Raw genomic sequence first — 25,688 nt, 5'->3', positions numbered from 1 at the left:
TTTGATTATTGTTATAATCTACTTGTTATTGGAATGATTATATTGAAAAAATATAATACCAAGCCAAACCTATATTTTAAGGAGGAAGAAAGAATATGAAGAAAAATTTCTTTAAAAAGAAATTAGCTTCTGCTCTTGCTCTTGCGTTAGTAGTAGCAAGCGTTAGCCCTAGTCCATTAAGTGCTTCCGCAGCAACTGTTGCTAAGATCGTAGACAAGGGTTCAAGCAAAGCAACAGCGGTTCTTTATGTTGACAAGGTTTCTTATGGCAAGAGTGCTGTAAACTTCGACCTTAGCAAAACATACGCTGGAACAAAATACACCTGGACAATTAGTGATAGTAAAAAAGCTACTATCGGTGCTAAGACAGGTTATGTGGTAGCGAAAGCTCCCGGAGTAGTAACTGTTAAGGTTGCTGCTAAGAACAAAAAAGGTAAGACAACAGCATTTACTCAGAAAGTTACAATCAGAAAACGTGCTACAGCCGTTGCAGCTGGTGATGACTTTACATTAAATTCTGGTGAGACAAAAACTATCAAAGCAACTGTAACACCTTCTAATTCAACAGATGCTGTAAGATACTATTCAAGCGATGAAAAAATCGCTACAGTTGATGTTAAGACTGGTGTTGTAACAGCAATTGGTGCTGGTGAAGCGACAATTACTGCTTATGCTAAAGCTGCTTCTACAGCTCCTAACACAAGCCAGTGGAATGTAACAGATACTGTTAAAGTAACAGTTCCTGTTGGTCTTGCAAGCGTTAAGCAGAATTCTTCTACAGAACTTGCTGCTACATTTAATACAAATATTGAAAGTGGAAAAGTTACAGCAAGTGATTTCAGTATTGTAAATGATGCAACAAAGCAGGTTATAGCTGTTAAAGAAGCTAAGGCTGATGGTACTGGTGTTGTTAAGTTAACTACATTTTCTAATATGTCAGATGGAAAGACATATACAGTAACTTATAACAAAAAATCTGTTCAGTTTACAGCAACTGATGGTGTTGTTGCAAGTCTTGCTATTACACCTGCAACTGTAGCCGCCAATACAGAAACAGAGATTAAGGTTAATACTGTAGATTCTAAAGGTATTGTAATTAACTCATATGCTCTTGGAAGTGTAACTGATTCAAAGCTTGAGTTTAGCATCTCTGATAACAAAGGCTATACAAGCGGAAGTAAATTAACTCTTTTCAATATTGGTGATACTGCAAAAGCTACTGCTATTTATCATACTTACAAGTGGGATAATACAACAGGTCAGGAAACAGGAGCAATCAAAGCTGAGCTTACAATTACAGCTGTTGATAAAGTTGCTGCTGGTGTTTCCAAAACTGAATACACAATTGGTGCTAACAAACCTAACTGGAACAAATATACAAGTAAAACAAGTATTGCTGTTGGTGAATCAAGTACATTATGGTTTAGAGTAACCAAGACAGATGATAGCTATGCAAAATATGGTGACTATACATTCTCATCATCCAATAGCAATGTACTTATTGTTTCTGATCATAGTTCTGAACTTGCTGCTAGAATTAATGCTGTGTCTGTAGGTTCTGCTTATGTATTAGTAAAAGATAAGAATGGTAATGTTGTTTGGTCTCTTGCTGTAACAGTTGTTGGCGAAAGAAAAGCAACTAATATGATACTTGATAAAGATTCTGTAACAGTATCTAATTCCAGCAATATTACAGATACAAAAGTTATAACAACCACATTAAAGGATCAGTATGGTGAAGATATGGATTATACTTCTGCACCTACAAAGACATTATTAACTAGTATTGCTTCCGGCGTAGTTCAGCCTAGTGTAGTACCTAGTGCTGATGGAGATATCACAATTACAGCTGTTGGCGCTACAAAAGGAACATATCAGTATAAGATTGTTTATGGCAATGCATTCAGAACTATCACAGTTAATGTCGTTGCACCTGATAATAGCACAAGTGCTACAGTTAGTTATCAGTTAGATAAGAGTGCTGATACAATTGATACAGTATTCACTGGAAATTCTACAACTCCTAAGGATTTTGTAGCTAAGGTTGCTATGCTTAAAGGTGGTGTTGTTGATGGATACGCTGATATTACATCATACTCAATTAAAAAAGGCACAACAGAAGTTGCTAGTGGAAGTTCTTTAAAGAACACTACTGCTGTTAGCTATTCCGCATTAAGCGTAAGTGGTAGTACAGTAACTAAGGCTGTAGCTGATGGTTATTCTGTAAATATTAAATACGTAGATAACAAAGGTGTAACTCAAGAAATGAATACTGGCTTTGTAATCAAAGATACTCAGTCATCAGTAACTGCAACACAGGTTAAGACAAAAGTAACTGGCACTTCTAGCGTTGCTAATGCTATTTCAGAGGCATTTAAGTTCTACTATGAAGGTAATGAAATTACAAGTCCTATATTCCAAACTATTGATAAGGATGCAACTGTAACGGCTAGTTCAGGCACAAATTATACCTTCGTAAGAAGCGTTTATGTTTATGTAACAGTTACAGGCACTAAGGGATCATTCCAGGTACCTGTAAAAGTAACACTCGGTACTAGTGGTGTTACAATTGAACACTAAAATTTTAGTGCTTAATTGATTTTGATATAATAAAAGAATCAGAGAAGTCCAGGCTTCTCTGGTTCTTTTTTTATACATTATCATATCAGCCAGTTCCTTAAGAATCCTTAATAATTATTGCATTCTCCCATTTTCTATGATAAAATCCAATTTAGTGGCAATTAGACCCTTAGGAGGAGTTTAGAAATGAATGAAGTTAAGGTAAGCATCATTGTACCTGTTTACAATGTAGAGAAATACCTTACAGTTTGTATGGAAAGTCTGGTCCATCAGAGCTTAGAGGACATTGAGGTTATAGTGGTCAATGACGGCAGCCCTGATAACAGCATCAAGATTTTAGAAAAATATGAAAAGAAGTATCCCGTTAAAGTGCGAGTATTCACTACGGAAAACAGGGGTGTAAGTCATGCCCGTAATTATGGATTAGACAGAGCGGTCGGCGAATATATTATGTTCGTAGACAGTGATGATTTTATAGAGCTTGATATGGCAGAAAAGCTTTATACCAAAGCAATTACAGATAACAATGATTTGGTTCTGTGTGCCAGGTATAATGTTTATGAGGTTCCAGGAAAGGAAGAGCTTCAGAAAAAAGAGATGAAGGTCTTCTATATGAATCAGAATTATAAAATGTCCGAGAGGAAATTTGAGCTGGTGCATGCATCGCCTTTCCCCTGGGACAAGCTATTTAAGAGAGAACTGTTAAAGGATATAAGATTTCCGGAAGGTATCCGATTTGAGGATCTTGTACTTGCTTTTGAAGTAATGGCAATTGCAGAAAGCATTGGTGTTGTTCCTGAACCCCTATATAATTATAGAAAGACAACGCAGGTCGGGTTTCTGAATAGTTTTTCCGAAGCAACAAAAGACATTGTGAAATCCTTTGGGTTGTTGTTTCAATTTATGAAGGAGCATAAACTCTATGATACCTTTAGAGAAGAATTGGAATATGTCTGTATAAGGCATTTTTTTTACCGTTATGAGTCTTTTTATTCTGATGAAAAAAAGGGGCAGCTGCCTTTAAAAATAGATATTATAAATGCTACACAGGATTTTCTGGACAGGGAAATACCTGAATGGCCGGGAAATCATTATCTTAAATACACTGCTTCTCAGTCATTAAAGAAGCATCTGAAGCATTATGTTGACAGAAAAAAAGCTATCCGATATGTTTCGCTGAGAGATCGTTTGCCAGGCAGACTAGTAAGAATTCTTCAAAAAATCAAGGACAAATGGCATAACCTCCAAAAAAAGTGGACAAAATTTAAGAAAAGCCGTAAAAAGATTACCTTTATTAAAAATAAAATTAAAAAGCTTAAAATCTATAAATTATTCCACCTGCCTGCTGATATGCGCTATACGAAGTATTTTGAAAAGCTTCCTGTCAGGGAAAAGTATATTTTATTTGAGTCCAAGCATGGCGAGGACCTGGCGGGCAATATCTTTAATATGATATATGAATGCAAGCACGGAGCATATAGGGATTATTGTATTAATCTTGTTCTTAAGAAGGAGCTGTTTGATACTTATGAGGAGCTGCTTTATAACTATGGCATCAACTATGTGAAGTTTATAGAGCTTCACTCAGATGAATATTTAAGGGCACTGGCTTCGGCAAAATATTTAATAACAGATACCAGTTTTCCGCCTTATTATATCAAGAGGCCGGAGCAGGTATATTTGAATACCTGGCATGGTACGCCGTTAAAAGCCATGGGTAGAATAGTACAAGACCGTGAGTACGGTCTTGGTAATGTCCAGAGAAATTTTTATATAGCAGATTATCTTTTGTATCAGAACGAATTTTCAAAGAATGTCTTCTTTGAAGATTACATGCTGGAAGAAGCATATAAGGGAAAAGTACTCTTATCGGGATATCCCAGAAATTCAAGCTTTTATCGTACAGAGAGAAGGGAACAGATACGAAAAGAATGCTTTTTAACAGATAAACAGGTTATTGTGTATATGCCCACCTGGAGAGGACTTTTACACAAGAAGCAAAATAAAGAACAGGTTTCTAAGATATTTGGCTACCTGGCTTATCTTGACCGGAAGTTAAAACCGAATCAGATATTGTATGTTAAGCTGCATCCATTTGTAAAAAATGAAATTAACTATAGAGAGCTTCTTCATGTAAGGGAATTTCCCGGGGCTTATGAGAGCTATGACTTCTTAAATGCCAGTGATATGCTGATTACCGATTATTCCAGCATTATGTTCGACTATGCGGTTTCGGGTAAGAAGATTATCCTGTTTACCTATGACAGGGAAGAATATTTAGGTGACAGAGGAATCTATATCGGTCTAGATGAGATGGATTTACCAAAGGTCGATACAGTGAAAGAGCTTGTAAAGGAAATCAATAAGGAAGAGCATGAGTATCCTAAGTTTTACGAAAGATTCTGCAGTCTGGATTCAGCTGATTGTGCCAAAAAGGTATGCGATACCATGTTTTTAAATCAGGAATCAGGACTTTTAACGGAAGATTATTCAAAAAACAAAAGAACAAATACTCTGATAAATATAAAAAACCTGCGTGATACAAGAGAAAATCTGCAGTTCATAAATGACCTTAACAAGCATAAGGATGAAAACAGTCATATTTATTTAAATTTCAAAGCCGGTGCGTTAAAGAAGCACTCCAGAAACTTATCCCTGCTTCATAAAAACATCGGATATATTCCTTTGTCAACAGGAAGGAATAATACTTTCCTGGAATATGCAGCCTTTGCAATGACTTTCAGATTTGGGATTGAAACAAAATTTACAAGAAGAAAATTAGCAAGCTTGGTTAAGAGAGAGAATCTCAAGAATTATGGGAATATCAGCTTTGATACGGTAATTAATTATTCCGGTATGGATTTGCTATTGCTTCATCAGTTTGAACTTCTTGCTAACAGGAAGATATATTATTTTTCTGATTTTGACGAATTGAAATATCAGAAAAATAAGAAGTACCGCAAAAACGTGGAGTATGCTCTAAAACACCTGGGCAATTACACAACAGTTGTTATTCCGTCTTCCATGAATAAACTTAAAAGCGTGGAAGAATTGAGAAATAAAGTAAATGTTATAGTATCAGAGGAATCACCAATTCATCTTGAAATGCTGCTAAAGGAGGCAAAATAGTGAAGGCTGGTGTCATTACATTTCACAGCGCCCATAATTTTGGAGCAAGTCTTCAGACATGGGCTTTACAAAGGGTGCTTAAAAATAATCATATAGATGCATACGTGGTTAATTATCATCCCCCTATTATTGATGATTTATATAATCCTTTAAAGGGAAAGGAAGGTATCAGGAAGAGGCTTGCAGAATTAAAGCTTAAGCATGACAATCCCAGAAGTCTGCAAAGATTTAAGAATTACACGCATTTTATCCAAAAACAATTTGATTTGGTTGGAGATTATACAGATTATCAGGAGCTTGCGGATGCATCATTAGATCTGGATGCTTACATTGTAGGCAGTGATCAGGTATGGAATAGCGAGCATATAGGCGGTTTTGATCCAGCCTACTTTTTAGATTTTGTTAATTCTGGAAAGATAAAAATATCCTATGCAGCCAGTATAGGAAAAGATTATCTTCTTCCTATCTATCATGATAGGATTCGTAATAGCTTAAAAAGCTTTACCTCAATATCGGTAAGAGAGAAGAGTGCGGTGAAAGCGGTGAAAGAGCTTGCCGGCCGACCGGTGGATGTTGTATTGGATCCTACCCTTCTATTGCCAAAAGAAGATTATGAGGTCATAAAAACAGTTCCTTCTATGAAGGAAAAGTATATTTTTGTTTATATGATGGAACATAATCCTGAGGTAATTGCTTTCGCCAATAGAGTATCTACTGCAACCGGACTTCCCATCATACAGAGAAGACCGGGTAAACTGTTTAGAAATGAAATAGGCAGTTGTTATACCAGTGCACCGGGAGATTTTCTCGGTTTAATCGAAAATGCGGAATATGTTATAACAAATTCCTTTCATGGCACGGTGTTTTCCATTATCTACGAAACACCATTTGTTTCCATGCTTCATTCAAATACCGGAAGCAGAACAGTAGACTTGCTTGCATCCCTGGAATTAGATTCTCACTTGCTTTACAGCAAGGAAGAATTTAAGGATTTTGAACAATTTAAGATTCTGGAACCGGAGAAGCTAAGGAAAAGAATATTGGAATTAAGAGAATTCTCACTTTCATTTTTAATTGATGCACTGAATAACAATAACATCCAGACAAAAGTACAATGTCCTACCGACATTAGTAAGATGGACTGTTATGGCTGCAGAGCCTGCAAAGAAATTTGTCCTGTTGGTGCTATTACAATGGTGCCGGACAAGGAAGGATTTATGTATCCGGTAGCAGATGAAAAATGCATTAACTGCGGTGCATGCAGTAGAGCTTGTATCCGTAAACATGAGCATATTATTTCCTATGAAAAGTCCTTTCCTAAGGTTTATTGTGCAATAAACAAGGAGGAAGAGGTGCGCCTTGGTTCGTCTTCAGGGGCTATATTTCCGGAAGCAGCCAGATATGTAATAGAAGAAAAGAAAGGTGCAGTTGTTGGTGTCAGATATGATGAAGATATGAATGCCATATCTGATATTGCATATACCATGGAGGATGTTAAACCATTCTTAGGTTCAAAATATGTTAAGAGTGATTTCGAAGGCATGTTTCCTAAGATAAAAAAACTTTTAGCAGAAGGAAGGACAGTTCTGTACTCGGGCCTCCCCTGTGAATGTGCCGGTCTTCGTTCCTATCTTAAGAAGGACTATGAAAATTTGTTTATCAGTGAAATCTTATGCCATGCATCACCGTCTCCGAAGGTATATCGTCAATATATCGATTACCTGAATAAGAAGCACGGTTCAAAGGTTACGAATTTGCAGTTTCGTAATAAGAGCAAAGGCTGGCTGAGCACCGATGCCAGTATGGTTATTGAATTTGCCAGCGGCAAATCCATAACAGTGAATACCAGAAAAAATGATTACTATCGGTCGTTTACCAAAGATTATATTTCCAGACCTTGCTGCAGCAAGTGCGGTTTTACCCACAAAAACCGTGTCGGGGATATAACCATGGGAGATTTCTGGGGAATAAAAGATATTGATCCATCCATGTATGATAATAAAGGAGCAAGCCTTTTACTTGTAAATAACGAGAGAGGCGAAGCTCTCTGGAATGGAATAAAAGACAATTTCCGCTTTAAGGAAAGCAATATCAGAGACGCCTTCCGTAAGAATCATAAGAAACCCAATCCATATAAACCGGAACGCATGGAGTTTTTTGGAAGGCTGGATAAAGAGCCTATTGAGCAGTTGTTGGAAAGCTGTAATGATTTAAAACAATAATAGGTACGACTGCTTATGCAGCTTTATTAAATTCTGTAAGTACTTTCTACGAAAGGCCAAGGTGTTAATTTGAAAAAACATTTTAGTAATTTTAAAAAATATCGTTTTTTATTAGGTGAACTGGTAAAAAAGGGAGTAACCTTAAAATACAGACATTCCTACCTGGGAATTTTGTGGACATTAATTGAGCCATTACTGACTATGATAGTACTTACTATTGTATTCGGCAGCTTGTTGCACAGAAGTAGTGACCCGACCTTTCCTATCTACATACTTTCAGGAAGGTTAATGTATTCGTTCTTTTCCAATAGTACAAAAGTATCCATGAAATCGATCCGCTCCCATAGCAGCATGATTAAGAAAGTATATGTACCAAAGTATATGTATCCGCTTTCCAGTGTATTAAGTGACTACATTACTTTCCTGATATCCTTGATCGTACTGGTTGGAGTAGGAATTGTACTCAATGTCAGACCCACGCTTTATCTGTTTGAGGCAATTATACCTTTAATAATGCTGCCAGTAATGTGTTATGGAATCGGATTGATTCTTGCCACATTTTCAGTATTTTTCAGAGATCTGGAATATATTTGGTCCGTAGCATTAATGTTAATCATGTACACATCAGCTATCTTTTATCCGGTAGAAAGAATTATTGAGAACGGATATGGCTGGCTGTTAGAAATTAATCCTCTCTATAACGTAATTGTTAACTTCCGAAATGCTATTTTTGGTCAGCCTTTGGATATGAGAGCATTGAAATTATCCGCTTTATTCAGTATTGGATTTTTAATTTTCGGATTAATTATCTTCTATAAGAAACAGGATGAGTTCATATTGCATGTATAATATCTGGAAAGGAGTTCGACATGAAAACAGCAGTAGAAGTTAATAATGTAAGTATGCGGTTTAATCTGGCTTCTCAGAAGGTAGATAACCTGAAAGAATATTTTATTAAGTTTGTAAAGCGTCAATTAAAGTATACAGAGTTCTGGGCACTGAGGGATATCAACCTGACGGTTGAAAAAGGAGACCGTCTGGGGATACTTGGTTTGAACGGAGCAGGAAAGAGTACACTCCTTAAGATTATTGCCGGTGTGTTAAAGCCCACAGAAGGCACTCTTACTGTAAAGGGTAAGATTGCCCCTTTGCTGGAATTAGGAGCAGGATTTGAGCCGGAATACACCGGTGCGGAGAATATCTATCTTTATGGTGCGGTTCTGGGATATCCAAGGGATTTTATAGCTGAGAAATATAATGAAATAATAGAATTTTCCGAGCTTGGTAAATTTATCGATGTACCCCTTAAGAATTATTCCTCCGGTATGAAATCCAGATTAGGCTTTGCTATAGCAACTATCGTAGAACCTGATGTACTGATATTGGATGAAGTTTTATCAGTTGGAGATGCTAAGTTTAAGAAGAAATGTGAGAAAAAGATTCAATCTATGTTTGATAAGGGAGTTACTGTACTTTTTGTATCACATTCTTTGGCCCAGGTTCAGAAGATATGCAATAAGGCAATACTTTTGGAAAAGGGAGAGATTATAGCATCCGGAGATATTGGGGATGTAAGTAAGATATATGAGGAAAAGACGAGTTAGTGGTTGCTTAAGCTAAACAGAATTGATAGGAATAGTTAATGTAAATGGGGAGGGATTCGGATATGATATCTCCAAAGTAGATAAGGCAAATAACCAAATCTACTTTGGAGATTTCATTCTCAGAATCTCGCACTAACTGTGAACAGGGATTTTATATAATCGTGCGGAAAAATCAAATTCTTATAAGTTAATTTTATATAAATTCTATTCGATATAAAAAATCCCGCTGGATACAACAGCGGGATTTTGTTATGAGTATAAATTAATGAATATGGGTTTTCACACCAGTTTAATTTCCGCACCTATACGGAGCCTTTTGATAATTTATAGTTGATGGCCACTCCGATACCTATAATAGTCCAGAAAACGGGAGCTACTGTAACAGTAGAATCATTTGAAATACAAACAATCATATAAGAAATACTACCAAGGAAATAGGCAGCACCGGTCTTTTCCCAATAGGAATCAAAATTACATTTGAGGTATAAACGAATACTTGATATAAAGTACATAATGTAAAATACAAGCATTGCGATAAGGGATAATAGTCCTGTCTGTATTCCTACCTGTAAGTATAAGCTATGAGGCTTTGTCAAAGTCTGCCCTTCAAAACCTGAATTATAATAATTAAGGTAATCATTCTGTGGAAATTCGAATACAAAACTGTCAGCACCACCACCTAGAATGATGTTATTTTTTAATAATGGTATTGATCTGGACCAGATATAGCCTCTTCCAGATATAAGCTTTTCATAGCCAGTAAATATTGCAGAGTCAGCAGTTACCATTTTATCAAATTTCCCTTTTGTATTTAAATAATAGAAGGTACCATCACCTGTCTGGTTTGTAAATACCCAATCCTTCCCTTCTATTATTAGATTCATACATAAAACATTATTGTACATAACCGGTGTTATAGTAATGTTTTTATAGCGTTCATCATCTATTTGCATCTGGTATGAAATACTCTCTGTATGATAGGGAAGAGTATTATTATTGGAATCCTTCAATGTTAAGTCAATCTGTGAATTATCAAAAGTATAATTTAATAAAAGTTTATTCCCTTTATATGTGAGCTCCAAATCTTTATCGGTTTTAATGTCAGAAATATTATATGTAGATTTCACTAACGAAAATTTACTGTTAACAGCTGATGTTATAGTATCAAATTTAAGGAAAAATAAACATAATACAGCAGTGGATAATATAAGCGTAATACCAATCGCAATTTTTTTATGTTTAAATAATTTTTTTCTGAATATAATAATTGTAGCAAATACGGTAATTATGGAGCTGAGTAACCCTGCAGCAGAACCAGAAGATATTAGTGAAATTATCATACATAGTAGAGCAAATACGTAAGTAATTCTGTATTTTATATTTTTCTCCGTAATCAGAAGACTTATGAGAATAGGAATGACAAAGGAGGTATATACACCTACATAATTTGGGTTATATAATGTAAGAAAAGCGGTTTTTAATGGAAAATTGAAGGTAATAGAGTCTAGGTTTCCCCAATCAGAACTGGGTATGTAAAGTTTCTTCATAAAATTTGTTCTGATTAAGTCATGTCCAAATGCCTGAAATAGACCAAGTATGCCAAGTACTATGATACCAATTAAAAAATAGTGATTGATTTTTTTTAAATCGTTTTCTGTTTTAATATAAAGAAAAGTGTAAGCTAAAACAATCACATAACCAAGTAGCACAAAAACCGACTCAAATTGCTCAAAGGAACCGCTAAATCCATAGGAAGGATGCTTGGAAAATAAAGTTGATAGAAATGCAAGCAATCCGTAAATAAACATAGGGTATAGGATAGCAGAAAATTGTAACTTTCGGTTATTAGTGAAAAACTTGTATATTATTGCCAGAAGCATAATTGTACAAGTTATTATAAAGAAGATTTGCTTATAATACAAAAAAGTATCCATATATTCAGTAATATCACTAAACCAAGGGTATTGGTTTAATTTGGGATTATATTCATAAGAGCGTATTATTAGAGGCAGAATAGCGATAATGAATATAATCGGAAAAAGTTGAATAGCTGTATTTGATGTTCCAGCATTTTTATAATGTTTATTGTTCCCTTTGTTAGAAAGATTCGACTTCATTATAAACTCCTTATTTGTTATGTAATATGGTATCTATTTTAATACTTGAACTAATTATTTACAAGAGTATATAGAGTTTCTTAAGATATTAAGTCATTTAGTAAAGATTAGTCAAAAATGCTTGTAATTTCTGGGGGTATTAATTATAATTGAGTTATTATAAAAGGATGGTAAGTACGGCCTATGTATATTAAGTATTTTAAACGGATTATAGATTTTGTAGGTGCATTTGTTACCACTGTGTTATTTTCGTGGCTTCTACTTATGATAGCACTTTTAGTAAAATTAACATCAAAAGGGCCTGTATTATATAAGCAGAAAAGAATTGGAAGGAATAAAAAAGAGTTCTACATATTAAAATTTCGGACTATGAAGTCATCAACTCCTGGTGATGTGCCAACACATTTATTACAGAATCCGGAACTATACATAACTGGAATTGGTAAATTCCTTAGAAAAAGCAGCCTGGATGAATTGCCGCAGTTAATAAATATCTTAAAAGGGGACATGTCATTTGTAGGTCCGAGGCCGGCACTTTGGAATCAGTATGATTTGATAGAAGAAAGGGATAAATATAGGGCTAATTCCATAAGACCAGGGCTAACTGGCTTGGCACAGGTTAATGGGCGTGATGAGCTTCCGATACCAATAAAAGCTGAATATGACGGTGAATACATTAATAAGATGAGTTTTCTATTTGACTTATCCTGTATCTTTAAAACGTTTTATTGTGTATTTAAGCATAAAGGCGTCAGAGAAGGAACTTGTGAGGTAAAGAAATTTTATGAAGAGAGTACTGGTAATTGGAGCTAATAGTTACATAGGGAAGAAATTTTATGAATATGTAGGTTCACTTAATGAAAAATTGATAGAGATAGATATGGTAAGTGCAGCAGATGGATCATGGGAGAAGGTGGATTTTTCTTTATATGATACGGTGCTGCATTTATCTGCGATTGTACATAGAAAAGAAAATAAAAAAATGAAAGATCTCTACGAAAAAATTAATCATAATTTACCTGTATCAATTGCCAGTAAAGCGAAAGATAACCATGTCAAGCAGTTTATATTCATGAGTACAGTCGCAGTATATGGTGATATTAATGGATGTATTACCAAGGATACTATTCCTAAGCCTTTATCATTATATGGAAGATCAAAATTGTATGCTGAAGACGACATCCAAAAATTCAAAAATATAGACTTTAAAATTGCCATTATCCGTTCACCTATGGTATATGGAGAAGGATGTAAAGGTAATTATCAAAGGCTTAGTAAGCTTGCGGCATTTACGCCTGTATTCCCAAACTATCATAACAAAAGAAGTAAGATTCACGTTGATAAATTAAATTATTATTTGCTAGATATAATATTGCATGCAAAAGAGGGCCTTTTTTATCCTCAAGATAAAGAATATGGAGATACTTGTGCACAAATCATAGATATAAGAAAAAGAATGGGAAAAAAAACTTATCTTACAATGATTTTTAACGGTTTCATTAGGTATCTAGAAAAAAGGGTTGGAATTATTAATAAAATGTTTGGTGATCTTTATTATGATATTGATATATTGATATAATATTGACTTTTATAGTTATCTAAGTGATTAGAAAAGTAATGGTTAAATTATTAGTGATAAGGAAATTATACCATGATGAAAAAGGTATTATTGTTAAGTTATCGAGCACCTCTCCCTGTTGTTAGTGGAGATAAGATAAGGATATTTCAAGATTTGAAAATTTTATCAGATAGCTTTGTTATTGATTTGGCTTATATTGATGATATGGGAAAAGAATTTAATGAGTTAGATAAGTATTGCAATAAAGTAGTCAGATTTCCAATTAGTAAAGCAGAGCATTTTATCAATGCAATTTATAGTTATTTATTTTTATCAATGCCATTTCAAAGTGGATATTTTTATAGTAAAAAGATGCAAAAATGGATAGATAAGAATATTGGAAATTATGATTATATATTTTGTATACATATTAGAACGGCATCCTATGTAATGAAATACAATAATTTAATCAGAATAATAGATGGTGTTGATGCAGTGTCATTAAATTATTTTAACAAACTAATATTGTCCAAGGGTTTCAAACATATTCTGTATAATTTGGAATATAGACGTTTGAGTAAGTATGAAAAGCAAATATATAAAAGTTTTACCAAAGCAATTCTTATATCAGAATATGATAAGAACTATGTTAAGGAAATGGGTGTGGATAATCTTATAAAGGTCATACCTAATTATGTAAGAGATATAGGATATGATCCTTCGGTAGAAATAAGAGGTTGTTCTATTGTATTCATGGGATTAATGCGTTATGAACCTAATATTAATGCCGTATTATATTTTGCTAATGAGATTTTTCCAGCAGTCAGGGATAAAGTATCAGATATTAGGTTTCGAATTATTGGTGGTGAACCAACTAATGAAATTAAGGAATTAAATAAAGTGGATGGAATAGAAGTGTTGGGATTTGTTGAAAATCCAGCCATAATTTTACAAGAAGCTACTCTGGTGGTGGCACCAATGATAAGTGGCTCGGGATTACAAAATAAAATTATTGAATCGATGTATCTGGGGAAAGCGGTGATTACAACAAGGCAAGGAGCTTATGGCCTCACACATTTGTCTGGGGATGAAATAATTATAGCAGAAGACACAGACGATTTTATACAAAAATTAGAATGTTGGATTAGCATAGAAAAAAGGGAAGAACTATTGGAAATAGGAGTTAATGCAAGAAATTATGTGTGTAAGTATTTTGGATATGATAATATAAAATCAGCTTTAACTAAATATCTAATAGATGAAGAAAAGGATAAATAATGGTTAATTTATCAAAAGTGTTATTAAAATTATCAGATAAGTTAAAACCTTTTTTAATACGAATATTACCAATTGCATTTCTTAGAAAGGTTAAACAACTGATTATAGATAGTAGCTATAAGCGAATAGATAGGTTACAGATTGAACCATTTAATAAAGAAAAGTATGTGGACGGTATTAATCTTATAGGAAATATAAGGGCAGAAATTGGATTAGGGCAAAGCTGTCGGCTTCTTGCAAACGAATTAGAAGCTTCAAATATTGATTTTATAGTACTTAATTATGTGCAAGTAAGTGCTCTTCATATGAATGACCATACATGGGATAATAAACTGGCAGCAGAAGCTAAGTATAATATTAATATAATACATATTAATCCTTATGAATTGGGACTGGCATATCTGCAATTAGATAAATGTACATGGGACTTCCGCTATAATATTGCTTTTTGGTTATGGGAATTGGAAGAATTCCCTGATGAATGGACAAGCTGCTTACCTTATTTGGATGAAATATGGACTCCTTCAGAATTTGCCAGCAATAGTATTAGGAAGAAGACAGATAAACCTGTTATAACAATACCTTATTATATTACAGTACCAACTGAAGAAAAATATAATAGAGAATATTTTAAGTTGCCAGAAGAAAAATTTTTATATTTGATTATGTATGATAGCGGGAGCACCATTGAACGTAAAAATCCTTTAGGTGCGATAGAAGCATATAAAATAGCATATCCAGTAGAAAATGAGAATGTTGGGTTGATTATTAAAATCAATAATATGCAAAAAATGGATTTAGATATCATTAAGGATAAGACAAAAGAATATAAGAATGTATATTTTATAACAGATATCATGCAAAAGATCCAGGTAAATAGTCTGATAAAATGCGCAGATGTCTTGATTTCATTACATAGAGCAGAAGGCTTTGGACTGGTATTAGCAGAAGCAATGCTATTAGGAACGCCTACAATAGCAACTAACTGGTCCTCAAATACGGAATTTATGACTGAAGAAAACTCTTGCCTCGTGGATTACAGTCTGGTTACCATAGAAAAGGACTGTGGAATTTATAAAGCTGGCTATCGATGGGCTAATCCTGATTTGAAGGAAGCTTCAAAATTTATGTTAAAATTATTTGAACAGGAGGAATATTATCATATGATAAAGCAAGCAGCGCAAGAGCATATAGCAGTAATTTTAGGTGCGAAGCAAGCTGTTGAAAAGATTGAAGAAAGAATACAGACTATATTATTACAATAGATAATCAGGATGGTAGATTCCATGAGAATAGCATTTGATGCACAACTTATATTTGAGAAACAGAAAACAGGGATAGGCTGGACCTCTGAGCATATTCTTAAAAATATAATTAAGGAATTTAATAATGAATATTACTTGAATTATTACACTTTCCATAAAGCCCGAGAAAAGAAAAAAATAGTAGAAGAATATATTGATTTAGGGTATAAACTAAAAAAATGTGTATATCTACCAAATTATTTATATAAAAGGGCCTGGAATGTGATACCAATACCTTATTCAAGGTTATTTGGTAATAAAGCACAGATAACACAATTTTTTAATTATGATGTTCCACCAGGAGTGAATGGAAAGGCGGTTACTTTTATTTATGATATGGTTTATAGAGCATTTCCGGAAACTATCGATCAAAAAAATAAAAAAATGCTAGATTATAATTTATCCGTAGCATGTAAAAGAGCGGATCATATAATTACTATTTCTGAATTTAGTAAAAATGAAATCATCAAATATATGCAAGTTGAAGAAAATAAGGTATCTATTATGCCATGTGGAGTCGACACATCGATTTACCATGTAAACTATACAGAGACTGAGGTTCAAACTGTAAAGAGAAAATATGGCATTACAGGGGACTATTTATTGTATTTAGGTACATTGGAACCTAGGAAAAATATTGAAAGGCTAATAAAAGCATATGCATTATTAATTGAACGATTACATGATGCACCTTTATTAGTGCTAGCTGGAAAAAAAGGCTGGATGTATGATAAAATATTAAGCTTGGTGGAATTTTATAATTTACAGGAAAAAATTATATTTACAGGGTATATAGAAGCAGCAGAAGCACCAAAACTTTTAAAGGGTTCTTTACTCTTTGTTTTCCCATCTATATATGAGGGCTTTGGCATTCCACCATTAGAAGCTATGGCATGTGGAACACCAGTAGTAGTTTCAAATCAAGCTTCAATGCCAGAGGTAATAGGTGATGCCGGGTATTATATAGACCCATATCAAGTAGAAGATATCTGTGATGCACTACAAACATTATTGGGAAATGATAATCTACGGAAAGAATTAAGCAAGAAGGGAATCAGTAGAGCAAAGGAATTTACGTGGAGTTCCGCTGTCAATAAATTAATGAAAATATATAATAAACTTGTCTGGGACGAGGGGAAAAGTTAGGTGAATTATGAATACATTAACAGAATTATATGCCTATAGGCAAATGATATACAGCTTGGTAAAAAGAGATTTAAGAGGTAGATATAAAGGTTCAGCTTTAGGATTTCTCTGGACTTTTATAAATCCATTGCTACAATTGGTAGTATATACAATAGTATTTTCAGTCATTATGAAGACAGGTATTGATAAGTTTTATCTTTTTTTGTTTGTTGCGTTAGTACCATGGCTTTTTTTTAGTACATGTTTAACTGGTGGCGCAAGTTGTATTATGGCACAGCAGGATATGGTGAAAAAAATTTATTTTCCTAGAGAAGTGCTTCCACTATCTTATGTCATAAGCCAATTTATTAATATGCTACTAACTTTTTTAATTATCTTTTTGGTAATAATTATGTCAGGTACGGGTATTAATTTAGAAGCAGTATTATATCTTCCGTTAATAATGATTGTAGAAATGATTTTAGCTCTTGGCATAACAATGTTAGTCTCTGCATTAACAGTTTATTTTAGGGATTTAGAGTATATATTAGGGATAGCTGGTATGATATGGATGTATTTAACTCCAATTATGTATAGTGTTGATCAAGTACCTAAAAATATAATGCCCATTTTTAATTTAAATCCCATGACTCCTTTAGTAATAGCATACAGGGATATTTTATATTATAAAAGAGTACCAGAGATTGAAACATTAGGACATGCATTATTATTGGGAATAGGTATTTTGTTTTTTGGATGTTGTGTATTTAACAAATTAAAAAGACATTTCGCAGAGGAATTGTAATAATGAATAGTGAAAATTCAATTGAAGTTAAAAATGTGAAAAAGAAATTTAAAGTTTATTATGATAAAGGTAGAAGCTTAAAAGAAAGAATACTTTTTCGTAATCGTAATCATTATGAAGAACGCTGGGTGCTAAATGGTATTAGTATTAATATTAAAAAAGGGGAAGCTGTAGGTTTAATAGGACATAATGGTTGCGGTAAAAGTACAACTTTGAAGCTATTAACAAGAATTATGTATCCTGATGAAGGTACTATAGAAATTATGGGAAGGGTTTCGAGTTTAATAGAGTTAGGTGCAGGTTTCCATCCTGATATGAGTGGAAGAGAAAATATATATACAAATGCTTCTATTTTTGGACTTAATAGAAAAGAAATTGATAATAGAATAAATGATATTATAGAATTTTCTGAATTAGGTAAGTATCTTGACAATCCTGTAAGAACATATTCTTCAGGTATGTATATGAGACTGGCATTTTCAGTAGCTATCAATGTGGATGCAGAAGTGTTGCTGATAGATGAGATTTTAGCTGTTGGCGATGCCAATTTTCAGTCTAAGTGTTTAAATAAACTAAGAGAGATAAAGGCAAAAGGTACAACTATAGTAATAGTCTCTCATTCTCTAAATCAAATTGAACAAATATGTGATCGTTGTATTTGGATTAAAGAAGGCTTGATATATAAGGATAACGTACCATCTGAAGTGGTTTATCAATATATGGATTATATGGGAGAAAAGAATAGGAATTTTGATAAAACAGTATCAAAAAAAGAAAAAATACAAGATGATAATACTACAAGCACTCCCCAGAAAGATACTGATAAAACAACAGAAGTTAATACGTTTAATCAACCTAACGATACATCACAAGATTCAAGCCTTGATAAAATAGCTTCTATTATACAAGCGGAGTTAGTTCATGAAGATGGCAGGACAGGTAATCGTTTTAAAACAGGAGAAAAAGTTATATTGCAAATTAAATATTCATCTAAACCTGAACTTTTGGATGAGCCTATCATAGGGCTTAAGTTATATCGTAATGATAATATTATAAGCTATGGGACGAACACACAAAATGAAAGGATAAAGGTTGATTTAAAAAAAGAGGGAGTTATTAACCTGTATATTGATAAACTTAACTTAATAGCTGGTGAGTATATACTAGATATTGCAATACGTTCTCAGCATATGTTCGCATATGATTATAAAAGTCATGCAATTAAATTTACGATATACAACTCTATATATGAAGAAGGTATTATTCATCTGGATCATGAATGGAAATTTGAATAAAACATGTACAAAAAGGAGTAGGGATGGAATCAAAAGAAAATCACAATCCGAATATCAAGAAAGATGATATATCAAAAAGTATAGAAACTAAATTATCCAATGAAGAGCATATCCTGTACTTGAAGAATCTGTATAATATACAAAATGAAAAATTAGAAAATTCAAAAGAATACTCCCGATTTAGTTTCTATTGGGATTTATATGGGAAAAAATATTTTTTAAAAAGACTTTTACGAAAAGTATTAAGAGTAGCTTATGGGTGGTTTATTATACCCTTAATAGAACATCAAAATAGTTTTAATAAGTCAGTTATAGAAGTACTGGAAACAAATAAATTAATATCCGAAGAAACAAATAAATCGATCAGAAATTTGGATGATGACAATAATGAACAGATGATTGCTCTTCAAGATTTAGAGAATAATCTAAAGCTAGTCTCTGAAGAATTTGCTATATATAAACAAGAGAATGATGACAGGCATAAACAATTGAAAGAAGCGGTATTTCATCAAAGATTATCTATGGAGCATTATCAAAGACATGTTGTGCCAGAATATAGAGTGCAACTAGAAGATAAGCAGACAAAAATTATCTCAATAGCTAGAGAACAGGATCTAAATAAAATGAATGAAATAGATTCAAGTAATTTAGAATTCTTACAAAATGATAATCTAGATAAAATAAATGAAAATTATAGAAATTATATAGAGAAAACTATCAGTAATTCTAATAAAAATGGCGGATTAATTGTAATCATAATTAAAAGTTTTCGGCAGGAATATGGTATGGAAGCGATTAGAAATGAAACGTATGATTTATACCAACTTTTAAAAAAGGAAAGTGTCTATAAAGTTAAACTGATATCTCTTGAAAAACAGAAAACACCGAGTAATTATGATGAATCTATAATGTATATTATGGAGAATAAGCTGTCAGATTGTATAGAAACGCTATCGCCCAATTTACTAATATTGTGTGCAAGTGCTGCTCATATCCTATTTGAATATTATTCTGTTTTTTTTAAATATCATACGCTTGTTCGACTAACAGCGCAAAATCCTTTTCAGGGATTAAATAATGAGTCTATTGAGGAGCTTCGCCATGCAAATGATTTTGGAGTGCACCATTATATTGTAAGTTCGAAGCGAGCACTTGGTATAATGGAGTCAGAAGGGTTTAGAGACGTTTTATTACAATACCCAATAATTAATACGGAACGTATTGATGTTAAAAATTTTAAAAAGCGTACAAATGAGGTTTTTACACTTGGATTTGCTTCCTCACCAATGTCTGAAGAACAATATGAAGATCGAGGAGTAGGATTATTGAGTCGAGTTATAGAAAAAATTCCAGAGGTTCAATTTAAAATACTTTGGAGAAATGTAAATCTACCAGTACCTGCGATACTAACAAGTCTTTCAAACTGTCAGATTTATATTGGAAAGTATGATATGGTTAAATTCTATACGGAAATTGACAGTATTATAATACCGTATAAGACAATCGATTATAATCATGCGTGCCCGCTATCAGCAGCAGAAGCCTTGATAAATGGAATACCCGTAATATGCACAGAAAATTCAGGAATAAGTGAAATTCTTAATAGCTATGGCATGGGAGTGGTGTGTGAACCTACAATAGAATCACTGGTTGCTGGCATACTTAACCTACGCACAAATTATCAGCTTTATTTAAATGAAGCTAGTGTCAATTTAGTAAGAACACTATTCAATTCAAATAAAGTAATTGGAGTAGTAGAGGATATTGCAGAAAATTATGTGTCGGATAACTTTGTCACACTACGTCAATGGGATGATTATCTGAAAATTAAAGGCAAATATTTGGTGAAGGGACATGATGCTATTAAACAATACTACCAGAATGAAGAAATAGCAGAAAAATATAATGAAGAAAGATTCTTGCAATTTCCGTTTAATTATTTCGATGCTTTTGAACGTACATCAATTGACATAGCTTTTGAAAGTTATATGAAAGAACACATTAAAATTTTAGATATTGCTTGCGGTGACGGCAGAATTGTACAAGAAAATCTGAAATATGGTAGTTGCACAGCAGTTGATAGTTCTCAGGCTATGTTGAATATCGTCAAGAACAGATACGGGCACAATAATGTAAAGACTCAGATATGTGATTTTTTTATAGACAGTATTGAAGATAAGTTCGATGTAATTACAACCTTTAGATATATTAGGCATTATGATTATGCACAGCGAAAAAGCATTTATCATAAAATATGGAACACACTTAATGATGAAGGAATGCTAGTATTTGATGCTCCTAATATACGTTACGCTATGAAGGAAAGGAATGGAGATAATTGGGGATATTATAATATCTATGACGTATTCTGGACTGAAGAAACTATAAAAAAAGAATTGTCAGATAATAATTTTATTCTATACTATTTAATACCGATAGGATTAAGTTCTATAGATGAAGAACCGGTTTCTTGGACAGTAATCGCGATAAAAAAATAAAATACAATTATATGCTACCGGAATGATAGTATAAAATAAAACGAGGTGAGAAATAATATGGAAGAACAAATGATAGATATTGACATAGAAAAAATAATGGAAACAATAAGATGTAATATTAAGAGAAAGAATTATAATACAAACCTACTTAGTTTTGAAGACATATCAAGTAATAACACAGGTTATACTGAAGAATTTGAAATGCGTGAATTAGACGAAAATTTATCTTATGTTAATCAAAATTGCAATGTGAGAATAGAACGTGAAATTCAAGCTCATGGAAAATTGAAGAAACCTATAGTATTTTTAAAAAAGGTTATTAGAAAGTGTATCCGATTTTACATAGTACCAATTATTGAAGGGCAACAAGATTTTAATAATTCTGTTACCAGAAGCCTGAATCAAGTGTCACAGTTTATAAAAAGTCAATCAAATTCAACTCAGATGATAGAGGATTTAAATTATGAGTTCAATAAAAATATAAAGAAAGAGTTAAAATTAATTGAAATTAAATATGCAGAAGTTCTTATGGAAAACCAAAAACTGAAGAATCGATTACAAGAAGTAGAAAAAGAATATAATATATCGAAGAAAGATATCTCTACATTAACGGATAAGGTTGAGCGTGTCAATCTAAATTTAGATAAATTAGAATTTCAACTTGAAAAAAGCAAGGAGGTGTAAAATGAAGGTATTTCAAATACTACCCACCCTTGCTTATGGAGACGCGGTAAGTAATGATGCTCTGGCAATAAATAAGGTGTTCCATGAAAATCATTATAAAACCAGTATATATGCTGAAAATATTGACTCCAGACTGCCTAAAGGATTAGTAAGTGCTTATAAAAATATACCTTTTGATATAGAAGAAAATGATGTAATTATTTATCATTTATCTACTGGATCTAAGATGGTGCATGATATTCCAAAATTTAAATGTAAAAAAATAGTTATATATCATAATATTACTCCTCCAGAATTTTTTCGTGGTTATAGCAGAGGAGGGCAGCAGTTATGTCAAGAAGGCTTAAAAGATGCAATTTATTTGTCGGATAAAGTTGATTACTGCATTGCTGACTCCGATTTTAATAAACAGGATTTAATAAATATGAATTATAGCTGCCCTATTGATGTTCTACCTATTTTAATACCTTTAAATGATTATAGTACAACTGCTAATAAAGATATCCTACGGAGGTTTAATACAAATGGAACTGTTAACATTATTTTTACAGGTAGAATAGCACCTAATAAGAAGCAAGAAGATATAATAAGAGCATTTTATTATTACAAAAACTATATAAATTCTAATTCCAGACTGATATTTATAGGCTCTTATACTGGTATGGAGAACTATTATGAGCAGCTTACCCAATATGTATCCTCTTTAAACTTACAGGATGTTATTTTTACAGGACATATCAAGTTTGATGAAATAATTGCTTATTATAAAGTGGCAGATATATTCTTATGTATGAGTGAGCACGAAGGATTTTGTGTACCCCTTGTAGAAGCTATGTATTTTAATATTCCGATTATTGCATATGACAGCTCTGCTATAGGATTTACTTTGGGGGGAAGTGGTCTACTAATAAAGGAGAAAAATCCAATTGTTGTTGCTGAACTAATACATACATTAATGACAGATAAAGAGTTAAGAAATAATGTGATTCAAAACCAAAAAATTCGTTTGAAAGACTTTGAATATGATACTATAAAAACGAAGTTGTTACAGTACTTCCAAAATTTAGTTAAGGAAAAATGAGATGCAAAAAATTGCCATAATAAATCAAAGATATGGATTAGAGGTAAATGGTGGTTCTGAATTTTATACCAGACAAATTGCTAGTAAATTAAAAGATTATTATGAAATCGAAATCTTGACAACAAGAGCAATCGATTATATGACATGGGCTGACTATTATCCAGAAGGCTTACAAAATGTAGACGGCATTCCTGTAAGAAGGTTTTCTGTAAAAAGAACGAGGGACATGAAAAAGTTTAATAATATAAATGCAGAATTATTAACCAGTCCTGTTCATAATGAAGAATTGGAAACACGTTGGACAGAGGAACAAGGGCCTCTATCAATAGATTTAATTAAATATATAGAAACGTATCGAAATGATTATGATGTCTTTATCTTTGTTACATACTTATATTATCTTACAGTGACAGGATTACCATTAGTAGCAGAAAAAGCAATACTTATACCTACTGCACATGATGAGCCATATGCTTATTTTCAAATTTATAATAAAATATTCAATCTTCCTAAAGCTATTGTCTATCTTACCGAAGAGGAAAAAAATTTTGTACAGAATAAATTTCTAAATAAACATATTTATAATGACGTATTGGGGGCAGGAATTGATGTACCTGACGTTATTAAAGCAGGTGAATTCCGCAGTAAATATAAAATACTAAACGAGTATATCATCTATGTCGGACGTATAGATTACGGTAAAAATTGTGATTGGTTATTTCGTTATTTTACAGAATATAAAAAGAGGCATAACACTAGTGACTTGAAGTTAATATTAATGGGAAAAGAAGTTATGGAAGTCCCTAACCACCCAGATATTATTAGCTTAGGTTTTGTTAGCGACGAAGATAAATTTAATGGATTAGCAGGAGCAAAAGTATTAATTTTACCCTCCGAATTTGAAAGTTTATCCATATCGGTATTAGAAGCGATGGCTATTTCTGTTCCGGTTGTTGTTAATGGCAAATGTGAGGTTCTAAAAGGACATTGTATAAAAAGTAAAGCAGGATTGTATTATCATAATTATTTTGAGTTTGAAGAAATACTAAACTATATATTTAAATATGATGGGATATATCAGCAGATGAAGAAGAATGCAAAAGAATATATTATAAAGAATTATCAGTGGAATACTATCATAGAAAGATTTAAAACAATTATCCAAAGCATCAAATAGAGGAGGAGTTAATCATGAAAAAACTAGCATTTGTAACTCCCTGGTTTGGTGAAAAAATACCCGGTGGTGCTGAGATGGCATTAAGAGGTATCACACAGCATTTATTTGCATCCGGGATAAATTTAGAAATATTAACAACTTGTGTGAAAGAATTTTCTAGTGATTGGAATGAGAACTTTCACAAACCAGGAGAGGTACATATTAATGGTATTCCAGTAAAACGGTTTTCGGTAAGTAAAAGAGATGTAAAAAAATTTGATGAGGTTAATTATAAACTCATTAATCATATACCTATAACGAAAGAGGAAGAATTAATATTTATACAAGAAATGGTAAATAGCCCTGATTTATATAAATATATAGAACAAAATGTAAATGAATATGAGCTTTTTATTTACATTCCATATATGTTTGGGACTACATACTTTGGTGTTAAAATTTGTCCTGATAAATCTATATTAATACCTTGCTTCCACGACGAAAGTTATATGTATTTAGGCATATTCAAAGAATTATTTTCAAAAGTAGCTGGTATGATTTTTAATGCAAAACCTGAATGTGTCTTGGCTAATCAAGTATATGATTTGTCTAATGTAAATCAATGCACTCCGGGTTTAGGTTTGGAGATTGATATTGAATATGATGAAAATCGGTTCAGACAAAAATATAATATACAAGATCCATTTATATTATATGCTGGCAGAAAAGATGTTGGAAAAAATGTTGACTTACTTATAAAGTATTTTATTCAATATAAAAAGAGAAAAAAAAGTAATTTAAAATTAGTTTTACTAGGAGGCGGAACGATAAATATTCCAGACACTTTTAAAAGTGATGTTTTAGATTTAGGTTTTCTGCCTCTTCAAGATAAATATGATGCATATAGCGCTGCTTTATGTTTATGCCAGCCATCTATAAATGAAAGTTTTTCGTTGGTTATAATGGAAAGTTGGTTGTGCCACAGACCAGTAATAGTACATAATAATTGTGAAGTAACTAAGCACTTTGTTAAAGATTCAAATGGGGGATTGTACTTTGCTGATTATTGGGAATTTGAAGGATGTATAGAATATTTACTTAATAATCCAGCAAAATCAAAAGATATGGGGAATAGAGGAAATGAGTATGTAAGGAATAATTTTGATTGGAATATAATTATAATGAAATATAAAAATTTTTTTAGTAAGATAGAATTATAGATATATATATCTAAAGTAAAGATATTTAGCGCT

General features: G+C 32.6%; 18 protein-coding genes. 17 read left to right on the top strand and 1 reads right to left on the bottom strand.

Annotated elements, in window-relative coordinates:
- Positions 1-95: 95 nt before the first annotated feature.
- The 5 genes from BUB77_RS15390 (at position 96) to BUB77_RS15370 (ending at position 9,534) form a co-directional block, all read left to right on the top strand.
- The gene (locus BUB77_RS15390; RefSeq protein ID WP_073277485.1) at positions 96-2,579 is read left to right on the top strand and encodes an Ig-like domain-containing protein; all 2,484 of its coding nucleotides are present in this window, start codon (positions 96-98) and stop codon (positions 2,577-2,579) included.
- 186 nt (positions 2,580-2,765) lie between these two features.
- Positions 2,766-5,708: a CDP-glycerol glycerophosphotransferase family protein gene (locus tag BUB77_RS15385; RefSeq protein WP_073277484.1), complete on the top strand. Its 2,943-nt coding sequence runs from the start codon at positions 2,766-2,768 to the stop codon at positions 5,706-5,708.
- The gene (locus BUB77_RS15380; protein ID WP_073277482.1) at positions 5,708-7,930 is read left to right on the top strand and encodes a polysaccharide pyruvyl transferase family protein; all 2,223 of its coding nucleotides are present in this window, start codon (positions 5,708-5,710) and stop codon (positions 7,928-7,930) included. The genes BUB77_RS15385 and BUB77_RS15380 overlap by 1 nt, the downstream gene beginning before the upstream one ends.
- Before the next feature lie 69 nt (positions 7,931-7,999).
- Positions 8,000-8,779 carry an ABC transporter permease gene (locus tag BUB77_RS15375; RefSeq protein ID WP_073277481.1) on the top strand — a complete coding sequence of 260 codons (780 nt, stop codon included), beginning with the start codon at positions 8,000-8,002 and terminating at the stop codon, positions 8,777-8,779.
- 20 nt (positions 8,780-8,799) lie between these two features.
- Positions 8,800-9,534 (top strand): ABC transporter ATP-binding protein, encoded by a 735-nt coding sequence (locus tag BUB77_RS15370; RefSeq protein ID WP_073277480.1) that lies wholly within the window; start codon positions 8,800-8,802, stop codon positions 9,532-9,534.
- Between the two features lie 302 nt (positions 9,535-9,836).
- On the opposite strand, the gene BUB77_RS15365 is transcribed toward BUB77_RS15370, so the two are convergent.
- Positions 9,837-11,651: an O-antigen ligase family protein gene (locus BUB77_RS15365; protein WP_073277478.1), complete on the bottom strand. Its 1,815-nt coding sequence runs from the start codon at positions 11,649-11,651 to the stop codon at positions 9,837-9,839.
- Positions 11,652-11,834: 183 nt separating this feature from the next.
- On the opposite strand from BUB77_RS15365, the gene BUB77_RS15360 reads away from it, so the two are divergent.
- The 12 genes from BUB77_RS15360 to BUB77_RS15305 all read left to right on the top strand — a co-directional run bounded on the left by BUB77_RS15360 (position 11,835) and on the right by BUB77_RS15305 (position 25,655).
- Complete coding sequence (locus tag BUB77_RS15360) at positions 11,835-12,464, top strand: sugar transferase (RefSeq protein ID WP_073277476.1); 630 nt, start codon at positions 11,835-11,837, stop codon at positions 12,462-12,464.
- Positions 12,436-13,230 (top strand): NAD-dependent epimerase/dehydratase family protein, encoded by a 795-nt coding sequence (locus BUB77_RS15355; protein WP_073277474.1) that lies wholly within the window; start codon positions 12,436-12,438, stop codon positions 13,228-13,230. Before BUB77_RS15360 ends, BUB77_RS15355 begins: the two co-directional genes overlap by 29 nt.
- Before the next feature lie 72 nt (positions 13,231-13,302).
- Complete coding sequence (locus BUB77_RS15350; protein WP_073277472.1) at positions 13,303-14,487, top strand: glycosyltransferase family 4 protein; 1,185 nt, start codon at positions 13,303-13,305, stop codon at positions 14,485-14,487.
- The gene (locus tag BUB77_RS15345; protein WP_073277470.1) at positions 14,487-15,752 is read left to right on the top strand and encodes a glycosyltransferase; all 1,266 of its coding nucleotides are present in this window, start codon (positions 14,487-14,489) and stop codon (positions 15,750-15,752) included. The genes BUB77_RS15350 and BUB77_RS15345 overlap by 1 nt, the downstream gene beginning before the upstream one ends.
- 21 nt (positions 15,753-15,773) lie before the next feature.
- Positions 15,774-16,937, top strand: a complete 1,164-nt coding sequence (locus BUB77_RS15340; protein WP_073277468.1) for a glycosyltransferase family 4 protein — start codon at positions 15,774-15,776, stop codon at positions 16,935-16,937.
- Between the two features lie 7 nt (positions 16,938-16,944).
- Positions 16,945-17,721, top strand: a complete 777-nt coding sequence (locus tag BUB77_RS15335) for an ABC transporter permease (protein WP_073277466.1) — start codon at positions 16,945-16,947, stop codon at positions 17,719-17,721.
- Between the two features lie 2 nt (positions 17,722-17,723).
- Positions 17,724-19,016 carry an ABC transporter ATP-binding protein gene (locus BUB77_RS15330; RefSeq protein WP_073277464.1) on the top strand — a complete coding sequence of 431 codons (1,293 nt, stop codon included), beginning with the start codon at positions 17,724-17,726 and terminating at the stop codon, positions 19,014-19,016.
- Positions 19,017-19,039: 23 nt separating this feature from the next.
- The gene (locus BUB77_RS15325) at positions 19,040-21,514 is read left to right on the top strand and encodes a methyltransferase domain-containing protein (protein WP_073277463.1); all 2,475 of its coding nucleotides are present in this window, start codon (positions 19,040-19,042) and stop codon (positions 21,512-21,514) included.
- Positions 21,515-21,571: 57 nt separating this feature from the next.
- A complete protein-coding gene (locus BUB77_RS15320) occupies positions 21,572-22,198 on the top strand; it encodes a hypothetical protein (RefSeq protein ID WP_073277461.1) in 627 nt (208 codons plus the stop codon).
- A gap of 1 nt (position 22,199) precedes the next feature.
- Positions 22,200-23,279, top strand: a complete 1,080-nt coding sequence (locus BUB77_RS15315) for a glycosyltransferase (protein ID WP_073277459.1) — start codon at positions 22,200-22,202, stop codon at positions 23,277-23,279.
- 1 nt (position 23,280) lies between these two features.
- A complete protein-coding gene (locus tag BUB77_RS15310; protein ID WP_073277457.1) occupies positions 23,281-24,456 on the top strand; it encodes a glycosyltransferase family 4 protein in 1,176 nt (391 codons plus the stop codon).
- A 14-nt stretch (positions 24,457-24,470) separates the two neighbouring features.
- Positions 24,471-25,655 (top strand): glycosyltransferase family 4 protein, encoded by a 1,185-nt coding sequence (locus BUB77_RS15305; RefSeq protein ID WP_073277455.1) that lies wholly within the window; start codon positions 24,471-24,473, stop codon positions 25,653-25,655.
- The last annotated feature ends 33 nt before the right edge of the window (positions 25,656-25,688 follow it).

This window comes from Anaerocolumna jejuensis DSM 15929 (assembly GCF_900142215.1).
GTDB classification, from domain to species: domain Bacteria; phylum Bacillota; class Clostridia; order Lachnospirales; family Lachnospiraceae; genus Anaerocolumna; species Anaerocolumna jejuensis.
The sequence above is the reverse complement of the archived record's forward strand: the minus strand, read 5'-3'. Positions and strand labels throughout refer to the sequence as shown.